11 protein-coding genes are annotated in these 9,937 nt (G+C 41.2%); all 11 read right to left on the bottom strand.

Annotation, left to right across the window (positions count from 1 at the left end):
* Window positions 1-119: 119 nt before the first annotated feature.
* A complete protein-coding gene (locus tag AWB54_RS13435; protein WP_160328962.1) occupies window positions 120-635 on the bottom strand; it encodes a uracil-DNA glycosylase family protein in 516 nt (171 codons plus the stop codon).
* Window positions 636-1,012: 377 nt separating this feature from the next.
* The gene (locus tag AWB54_RS13440; protein WP_061215116.1) at window positions 1,013-1,411 is read right to left on the bottom strand and encodes a hypothetical protein; all 399 of its coding nucleotides are present in this window, start codon (window positions 1,409-1,411) and stop codon (window positions 1,013-1,015) included.
* Window positions 1,412-1,456: 45 nt separating this feature from the next.
* Window positions 1,457-2,257: a C40 family peptidase gene (locus AWB54_RS13445; protein WP_160328963.1), complete on the bottom strand. Its 801-nt coding sequence runs from the start codon at window positions 2,255-2,257 to the stop codon at window positions 1,457-1,459.
* Between the two features lie 73 nt (window positions 2,258-2,330).
* Complete coding sequence (locus tag AWB54_RS13450) at window positions 2,331-3,185, bottom strand: PHP domain-containing protein (RefSeq protein WP_061215118.1); 855 nt, start codon at window positions 3,183-3,185, stop codon at window positions 2,331-2,333.
* Entirely contained in the window at window positions 3,175-4,107 is a 933-nt protein-coding gene (locus AWB54_RS13455; RefSeq protein WP_061215119.1) for a dipeptidase, read from the bottom strand. The genes AWB54_RS13450 and AWB54_RS13455 overlap by 11 nt, the downstream gene beginning before the upstream one ends.
* Before the next feature lie 81 nt (window positions 4,108-4,188).
* Window positions 4,189-4,449, bottom strand: a complete 261-nt coding sequence (locus tag AWB54_RS13460) for a stage V sporulation protein S (RefSeq protein WP_011640662.1) — start codon at window positions 4,447-4,449, stop codon at window positions 4,189-4,191.
* A gap of 597 nt (window positions 4,450-5,046) precedes the next feature.
* Window positions 5,047-5,835, bottom strand: a complete 789-nt coding sequence (locus tag AWB54_RS13470) for a TIGR00282 family metallophosphoesterase (RefSeq protein WP_061215121.1) — start codon at window positions 5,833-5,835, stop codon at window positions 5,047-5,049.
* A gap of 14 nt (window positions 5,836-5,849) precedes the next feature.
* Complete coding sequence (locus AWB54_RS13475) at window positions 5,850-6,341, bottom strand: hypothetical protein (protein WP_061215122.1); 492 nt, start codon at window positions 6,339-6,341, stop codon at window positions 5,850-5,852.
* A gap of 202 nt (window positions 6,342-6,543) precedes the next feature.
* Window positions 6,544-8,091, bottom strand: coding sequence for a ribonuclease Y (rny, locus tag AWB54_RS13480; RefSeq protein WP_153014742.1), 1,548 nt, complete (start codon window positions 8,089-8,091; stop codon window positions 6,544-6,546).
* A gap of 423 nt (window positions 8,092-8,514) precedes the next feature.
* Entirely contained in the window at window positions 8,515-9,519 is a 1,005-nt protein-coding gene (recA, locus tag AWB54_RS13485) for a recombinase RecA (protein ID WP_174520073.1), read from the bottom strand.
* 158 nt (window positions 9,520-9,677) lie between these two features.
* On the bottom strand, window positions 9,678-9,937 hold a 260-nt coding region (locus AWB54_RS13490; RefSeq protein ID WP_174520071.1), incomplete at its 5' end, for a transposase.

Here is a 9,937-nt window from a genome sequence, read left to right on the forward strand (position 1 = left end):
ACCAAATAAAGGCCCTAACAATTAAGGTATGCAAAATGGGTAAGATGTCCTCTGTTTCCTAAATTTAATTCTAACATAAATTAGTGTTTTCTAATAGAGGGGAATAATTCTTAGATTAATTAAGATGAAGCTTTATGAAAGATTCTCTGTAATGCTTTAAGGTCTTGGAGAGCAAAATCTTCCTGGGGATATTTTACAAAGATAAAAGCCATGCCATCTTTCTCAAAATGTTGGTTATTTGCAATATCACCAAAAATACCAAATGATCTTAATACAAATTCTGCGGTTCTTTGCCCAAAAAGAATAATATACCGGGGATGTAGTATATCGATTTCTTCCAGCAAAAAAGGCAAACAAAATAGTATCTCTTCATAACCTGGTCTTACTAATATACCGCTACAAGGCTCTTGTTTCAACAAGCATATATTGTAATTATCTATATAGCGTTCAGAAGGGAGTCGATAATCAGTATATGCCGCAATACTTTTTTGCAAGGTGCATGCCTTGGGGTGGCACCTTACCAGGAAGCTGTGGTAAATATCTTTTAGCTTAAACTCATCTTGGATAAACCTTCTTAGTTCGATTAGCTTTTTCGAGTCGCGGGTCAGCCTATTCTCTGACTCAAACACCAGCATTAGCTCGGGTTCCAATTCACCCTTGCCCAATGAGGGTCTTCCAGTGCATTTAATCAAAGATTTACAACGAAAGCATCGTGAAATCCTGTCCTCAAGCCCAATAATTCGCCGGATGATTTCTTCCCTGCTGGATGGCATTTCGTCCTCCCTGAAAATAGAATTAGGGGCAAAAATACCATTAATCCTAGACTTATAAATTCTATATCAGAGAAATAATATGAATAGATATATTAAAAGAAATGAATAATTTCTTGCTAGAATACAAGCCTATAATATTTTTACCCTAAGTGGGATGGCTTGCAGCATAGTTTGATAAATATGTCGCTGCGTATTGGTGACTTTTCATGCTCTTTGTGACTATTCTGCCGTTTAAACTTTTAATTATCTTTCAACTTTTCCAAGTATTCACGGGTTCGTAGATTTATTCCCCAAGTAGCATCGGCCAGCTTGGTAGAGATATAACTCCTCATATTATCATCAAGTTCGGGATTACTTATATCTAGAATAACATAAAACGCTCTAAGTATATCAACCATATTCACAAATAATCGTTCAATCGGGGTCTTTTTTAACAGCTTATCCTTTTTACCATAAAAGAAGATTAACCTCTTCATGACCCAAAGAATTTCTTCATTGGACCAAATCTTCTTTTCAATAATTTCTGCTAGCAGCATATCTGCTCCCAGAGTGTTTTCTTTTTTTTCTATATCCTGCCATTCTTTGGTCCCAAATATCGTAGGGGGAATGCCAAAACTATCAAATATATTTTCCTCCATCGATTTACCTCCTAAAACTACCTTGTTCCTATTTTTACCGTTTTTTTAACGAAGTATCCGGCGAGCACCAACATATTTACCTGCATAATAACCTTCGGTTAATGAAGAATAAATAACCCCACCGCTTCGGGGAGAACTGGAATGGATAAATTTATTATCACCTGAATAAATCCCCACATGATCAATTCCCTTACCTCCACAGGCAAAGAACACCAGGTCACCGATCATCATTTCACTGCTATCAAGCTCGTATGCTGATTTAAACTGGGCAGCTGCGTTATGGGGCAAATTATAACCAAAGTTAGAAAATATATATCTTACAAAACCGGAACAATCAAATCCAGCCGGTCCTTCTCCCCCGTAGCGATAAGCTGTTCCTAAATATTGTGCTGCTTTTTCAATAATAAGCCTGCCATCGAGAGGAAAACCCGCTCGGGACGGATTGGCTAAATTGCGATTCTCGACCCTAAGTTGAGCCCCTGCGTTCAGTATATCACTGTTTAAATTGTTTAATTCCTTTAGCCGCGCAACAGTCATAGCAAATTTCTGAGCAATAAGTTCTAAACTATCCCCCGCTTGTACCGTATAACTCTCCTGCCCTAAACTATCTCCCGTCTCGACTCCTATACTTCCCTTAAGTAATAGCTTTTGTCCAATCTTGAGAGAATCAGAAGTCAAATTGTTTAATTCTTTTATCTCCTTAACAGTGATTCCTTGTTGCGAGGAAATCTTCCACAGGCTATCACCGGATTTAACTATGTAAACAGCTTCACTGGCATCTAAGCTTGTCCCATTAAAAAGTAATAATATTGGAAGCATAAAAATGATGGCCCAAATTCTTCTCATTATTCCCCTACCTTTCCCCAGAAAAGTTTCCCACATCTTTCTTTTCTACAACGGTAGGGGAAATCCTCCCAAACTAATGTTCTTCTTGCTGGTTTTTTGTTTTTCTTTGCTGATAGTCGAAAATATTTCGCATTATTTCCGGATTAACACCACAAGAGCCTATTCTACCTCGGTTTTCGTCCTGATTGTATCCATGAAAATCAGAACCCCCGGTAATAAGCAGTCGATTTTCCCGGCTCAATTGGCTATACTTCAAAACCTGCCCATGATTATGTTCTGGATAAAATACTTCGATACCTTCAATGCCCAGGCTAATAATAGTAACAACAAAACTATCATCTCTGATGAGACCCGGATGAGCAAGTACAGCTATACCTCCAGCCCCTTTTATTAGTTCAATGGCTTCAGTGGGGAGAAACTTATAGCGATTAACATAGGCGGGGCATCCTTTACCAATATATTTATCAAAGGCTTCCTTAACAGAAGATACATAAGCATTCTCCATCAATACCTGGGCAATATGTGGCCTGGCAATCAAATCACCCCGAGCTATTCTTTCTACCTGTTCCATATCAATATTAAATCCCATATTAGCCAGGCGCATTATCATCTTGCGGGCTCGATCCAAGCGGGCTTCTTTTATTTCCTGTAAACGCTTCAGCAGCAGACGGTTATGATAATCGATAAAGTAGCCCAGGATATGGATTTCTTTTTCTGCTAATTCTGTATTCATTTCTATTCCTGGGATGAAATCCAAAGCCGGACTATTCTCTTCCATAAAACAGCGGGCTTCTTCCAAACCATCTACTGTATCATGATCGGTTATAGCCAGTCCTGGCAATCCTATATCCCGGGCCTGGCTGATTACTTCAACCGGACTTAAAAGACCATCTGAAGCGCTAGTATGAATGTGTAAATCATAAAGCATTTAAAACCCTCTTCATTACTCTTAAAGCATTTTGTTGAAAAATCATTTCCACTTCTTGCGGGAGAAAACCCCTATTATATAGGCTTTGTTCCAGTGTAGCATAAGCTTCGACCCCAGGTAAAACCAAACTATCTGTTCCATCAAAATCAGAACCCAGGGCCAGGTGTTTTACTCCTATCAAGTCGGAAATATAAACTGCATGATTTAAAAAGTCCTCCAGGGTAGCTTTCCCTTCTTTTATAAAATGGGCTACCTGATTAAGTCCTATTACGCCACCATTTTCCGCCAGCAGTTTTAATTGTTTATCGCTCAAATTCCTGGGATGATTACATAGGGCCCGGGCATTGGCATGGGTTACCATGGCGGGCTTATTGTAACACTCCAAAGACTCAAAAAATGCCTCTTCAGATATATGGGAGAGATCCAGCAAAATTCCGTTCCGTTCCATTTCCTTAAGAATTATTTTCCCCTGACAAGTCAATCCCCCGGCATTTCCTCCTTCAGCAATGCCCCCGGCCAGTTGATTGGAATAATTCCAGGTCAGGCCTATACTACGCAAGCCCATATGACATAATTGTCTAAATACTGCCAGGTCACTACCTACTGCATCAGCACCTTCGAGATGTAAGAGGCAGGCTATTTTATCTGTTTGACCAACCCTTTGCAGCTCATTGGACCCCAATATCTGAAACACATGACTGGAATTCTGCTCAAGCTCCTGATAGAATTTATCTATTTGCATTAAAATCTCTCTTAATGAGCTATCTGCTTCTCGACTGGAACTGAACAAGGCAAATACCTGTAAAGAGACGCCGGCTTCTTTTGCCCGCAGCAGGTCAAAATGTCGCCCATTGCTTAACAATGCTTCATCGCTCGCAGTTATCTCCGAAATAGTATCACAATGTAAATCTACAATCTGCATTATTTATAATCCCTCCCTACAGCAAAAACCTGCCTTAGATGGCAGGTTATATGCTTAATATGCTAATATTTAATATTATAATCATCTAGGCTCAATAATCAGTTTTATAGCCGTTCTTTCCTCTCCATCAATCTTTATATCGGTAAAAGCAGGGATACAAATCAGATCCATGCCACTAGGAGCAACAAATCCTCGAGCAATTGCTATGGCTTTCACTGCCTGGTTAATGGCTCCTGCACCTATAGCCTGTATTTCAGCAGCTCCTTTTTCTCGTAAAACTCCTGCCAGAGCTCCGGCAACTGAATTAGGACTGGATTTAGCTGAGACTTTTAATACCTCCACTAATATAACCCCCTTCAAAAAATATAAAAACAGATAGATTGCTCCTTTATATTTATCTATATTCTGAATCAATCTGGTAATTCCTTCTTTTTTCCATAAATGTTTTGGATTAATTTTCATAAGAAAGTTGATTCCACTGCAAAAAGTAATAATTATGCATTAGCTTGCATAAATATTCCGCTCAGCATCCTTAATAGTGACCGAAGGGAACATCAGAAGTGCCCGACAGGGTGCGTCCTTAATAGCGACCGCAGGGAGCATCAGTTGTGCCCGACAGGGCGCTACCCATGGGCAACACCAACGGCTTGTTTCGCGGCTCAAGGAGTACCGCGCCAATCTCCCGTCCATGGGAGGCAACCTTATTAGTGACACCCTCAGGGTGGAACACCAGGCGTACCCGAAGGGTGAGGCGCTCTCGCGACATCCTGTCGCTCGCCCCCTTTCGCCTGCTCGTCTTCGCCGGGTGCTGCATCCATGCTTCCAACGCTCGCTTTATATATTTATGCAACCCCATGCAACAAAAAGGGTTTTTTGCAGTAGAGTCAAAGTTAGATAAGCAAAATAGGAGAAACAGTGGCAATAGCTCTTTTTTGCTGATCAGAAGGCCGGTAATTGTTGAGAAATGCGGGTTATGCTGATACACTTGCGGCTGGCTTCATCGAAGTTTAATACTACTGCTTGAAGCTGGCAAGCTCCCTTTGCCACCTCCAGCCGTACTGGCCGCTGAAAAATAATTTTTTCTATAACCTGTTCTTTTTGCATACCCAGTATGGAATCGACCGGTCCGGTCATACCAAGATCGGTGATATAAGCTGTCCCCCCGGGCAATACCTTTTCATCAGCGGTTTGAACATGGGTGTGAGTGCCCAGAACGGCAGCAACTCTTCCATCAAAAAAATGGGCAAACGCCAGTTTTTCGCTGGTGGCTTCCGCATGAAAATCAATAATAATATAGTCTGATTCTTCCTGTAACTCGGAAACTATCTCATCTACCACCCGAAAAGGACAATCCAGAGACGGCAGAAAAACTCTCCCCGAAGCATTAATCACGGTAATCTTTTGATTAAAAGCGGCAGAATATACATGATAACCCTGTCCTGGGCAATACGGAGGATAATTGGCTGGTCGAATCAGGCGGTATTCATCATCAATAAAATTAAAAATTTCTTTGTTGTCCCAAACATGGTTGCCCATGGTTAAAACATCAATATTATGGGAAAGCAACTCTTTCATTACCTCACGGCTCAGCCCCCGTCCACCGGCTGCATTTTCAGCATTGGCTATGGTAAATACAATTTTATAATCTTTTTGAATTTGGGGTAATAATTCACGGATAGCTTTTCTCCCAGGCCGGCCAACGATATCACCAATAACAAGAATATTCAAAAAACAACCTCCATCTAGCGGTTAAATACAAATACCCGGCCTTCCTTGCGATAGGCCAGGAAATCGGTAGATTTGGAGCTATTCCGGTCTAATTTTTGCATCAGAGTTCTTTTTAATTTTCTCTTAAAAGCATCTTTAGCTACAATATCATTATTATCCTTTACCAATAAATTAGCAAATTCCTCTCGCAAAATCAAGATTAACAGGCTTATCTCATCCTGAGACAGGGTTCCCACATCCCGGTAAAAGCGCAAAAAGGATAGTTCTGATTTATCAATCAAATCAACTTTCATCAGCACGGGCTTCTGGTCGGCAAGACGGTGAAACAAATCCAAACAATCCCTGGTTTTTTTCAAAAAAGATTTCCGCTTCATAGGTTCGATTACAGTATTAAGGGCTACTTCCAATATTATCTGCTCTTTATCTGCCAGGTATTTAACTGCGTTGATTTCTGGATGATCAAGTGAAACCGTCAAAAAAACATCCAGTCCCAAATCTCTGTCCATTACCCATCTTCTCCTTAAATTTCGAATTGTAAACCATTTCTTCAGGGAAATAGAAAAGTCCTTTAATTAGGGACTTGTAAAATATAGCAGGCTTTCCATTAGAAATGCATAAAAAAAGGGGCTTGATACAAGCCCCTTTTTGACTAGTAGATAATAGGAGAAAGAATTTACTTGCAAATATGTAGTAGCTTCTACTCCTCAATTACTTGGCATATTCCACTGATCTGGTCTCCCTGATAACCACAACTTTGATTTGGCCGGGATAATCAAGATCCTGTTCAATCCTGGCGGCTATATCCCGAGCCAGATTAATCGCATGCAGATCATCTATTTCTTCCGGCTTAACGATTATCCTGATTTCCCTACCTGCCTGAATGGCAAAAGTACGGTCTACCCCGGAGAAAGATTCAGCTACATTTTCCAATTTTTCCAAGCGCTTAATATAAGTCTCCAACGTTTCTCTTCTGGCTCCAGGACGAGATGCGGAAATCGCATCCGCAGCCTGTACTAAAACTGCTTCCACCGTTTCTGGTTCTATATCCCCATGATGAGCCTCTATGCCATGAATAACATCCTTATTTTCCCGGTATTTTTTAGCCAGGTCTACTCCTATTTCCACATGGGGACCAGAAACCTCATGATCAACGGCCTTGCCAATGTCGTGCAATAAGCCGGAACGCTTGGCCAGCATTATGTCAACATCCAATTCTGCTGCCATAATCCCGGCCAGATGGGCCACTTCCACTGAATGACGAAGCACGTTTTGCCCGTAGCTGGTACGATATTTTAATCTCCCCAACAACTTTATCAACTCGGGATGCAAACCATGAACCCCTACCTCAAAGGCGGCTTGTTCTCCTACTTCGCGAATCTCCTGCTCTATCTCTTTCCGGGCTTTTTCTACCATTTCTTCAATACGGGCTGGGTGAATTCGCCCATCAGATACCAGATTGCCCAATGCTACCCGAGCAACTTCTCTTCTAATCGGGTCAAAGGAGGACAAAATAACCGCTTCCGGGGTATCATCGATTATTAAATCAACCCCCGATAAGGCCTCAAATGTACGAATATTTCGACCTTCCCTACCAATAATGCGTCCTTTCATTTCATCATTAGGTAAAGGTACCACTGATACCGTGCTTTCTGAAACAACATCAGCGGCACATCTTTGAATAGCCAGTGATACAATATTTTTGGCTTTCTTATCAGCTTCTTCCTTAGCCTCGTTCTCAATGCCCCTTATTAGTAAAGCAGTTTCCTGTCTAATCTGTTGAGAAACATTATATAAGAGTAATTCTTTGGCTTCTTCAGAACTCAATCCGGAAAGACGTTCCAATTCCTTTAATTGTTGGCTTAATATCATCTGCAAGTCTTGTTGGGTTTTTTCCGTTTCTTTTTCTTTTTCCAGAAGAACTTGTTCCTTCTTCTCCATGTTTTCAGTTTTTTTGTCAATCATTTCTTCTTTTTGTATTATACGTCTCTCAACTCGATCCAGTTCACGACGGCGTTCACGGATATCTTTTTCAGCATCCTGCCGGTTGCGATGGATCTCATCTTTGGCTTCCAGCAAAATCTCCTTCTTTTTGGCTTCTACCTCTTTGGCAGCCTCATCGAGCATTTTAGCTACTTCTTCTTCAGCAGTTCGTATTCTGCTTTCCGCCAGGAATCGTCTCCCGTAATAACCCCCAATCAATCCTACAGCCAAAGAAAGAGTAATTATAACAAAACTAGTAAGATCTATCTCTATCACCTCCTTAATGCATAATTTTTCACAAATTAGTATTCCATACTTTAAATCTACTGGTTTTACTGTACTGCCGCCCAGTCCGTTATAAGGAAAATTTAGCCTGGAAAATAAAAAACCGAGTTTAAACTCGGTTCATAAAGAAGTCTTTGCACCCACTATTGTTATTAAGACCACTATTAACTAAGATAAGAATAGAATAACCCACACTTATCCCTATATATAATGGTAAGCTTTATAACAACTCACTTTAACCTTAACAGACAAGCTAATACTTCCTGGCATTCTGCCATTCATCGTAAAAATATAGGTTTCCCTCTTTGCCTACGGACAACATCTATATAAATAAGCAGTCTATATGGTCAAGCTTTTAAGGTAAGACTTCCAACCAGAGCTTTATATAAATTTTAGTTAGTTTCCCTATGGCTGTCAAGCTTCCTCTAGTGAGTTGCTGGCTGCATTCCCTTCCTGTTTCCAATCTTTAATACGACTTTCCAGCAAGGTCATGAATTCAGGGTGGTTTTTAAGATATTCCTTGGCATTTTCCCGTCCTTGTCCCAGTCGCTCGCCCTGGTAGGCATACCAGGAACCGCTTTTTTGAATTATATCTGTGGTCACAGCAATATCCAACAAATCGCCTTCCCGGGAAATACCTATCCCATACATAATATCAAATTCCGCCGTTTTAAAAGGCGGAGCCACTTTATTTTTTACTACTTTGACCTTGGTTTTATTGCCGATTAGATCTGTGCCCTGCTTTATGGCCTCACCCTTTCTTACCTCTATTCTTACGGAAGAATAAAACTTCAAAGCCCGGCCACCGGTAGTTGTTTCAGGATTACCGTATACCACTCCAACTTTCTCCCTTATCTGGTTGATAAACAGGACACAAGCATTAGACTTGCCTATGTGGGCAGTAAGTTTTCTTAAGGCCTGGGACATCAAACGAGCCTGTAAGCCCACATGAATATCTCCCATTTCACCATCCAACTCGGCGCGAGGTACCAGAGCCGCTACAGAATCGATAACAATAATGTCAACCGCACCGCTCCTGACCAAAGCTTCAGCAATTTCCAGGGCCTGCTCGCCTGAATCCGGTTGAGACACTAAAAGATTGTTAATATCTACCCCTAGTTTTCGAGCATAAAGCGGATCCAGTGCATGTTCGGCATCAATAAAAGCTGCCATGCCGCCATCTTTTTGGGCTTGGGCAATAGCATGCAGAGCCACCGTAGTTTTTCCTGATGACTCCGGACCAAATATTTCAACTACCCGCCCCCTGGGTATGCCTCCTACCCCCAAGGCCAAATCCAGGGAAATGCATCCCGTGGAAATAACCTCAACATTCATATTGACGGCTTCACCCAGTTTCATTATGGACCCTTTGCCGAACTGTTTTTCAATATTTTTAATAGTGCTGTTAAGGGCCTCCATTTTACCTTTATTTACCTCGTTAATCTCCACCCCAAAACCCTCCTCAAACATTTGTTCGTTTTTTATAAGAATATATGAATTATCTAAAAATGTCAAATTATTTCTAGCCTTTCAGGGTGTCAAGGGGACGGTCCGAAACCACTGAAAAAGTATCCTTTTTAAGCCGCCTGGGCGGCTACCCAGTCACAATCTGGTCGGTTAACCACCAACGGAGATAATAACTTCAAAATGAGAACATGTAAACCCTTTAAGGCGGATACCAGCTTGGCTATCCGCTTTAAATTTACCGATAGGGCTGTTAGTTTGGCCTGAATGCGGATACTTCGTAGACCGTAGCCTTTGGCCCGGTCCAATCCGTGGAATCTTTTTAGTTCTGCATTCTTGGGTTCGATCTTCGCTCGCTTTCGGTATTCCTCAA

The organism is Syntrophomonas wolfei subsp. methylbutyratica (genome assembly GCF_001570625.1).
Taxonomy (GTDB): Bacteria; Bacillota; Syntrophomonadia; order Syntrophomonadales; family Syntrophomonadaceae; genus Syntrophomonas; species Syntrophomonas methylbutyratica.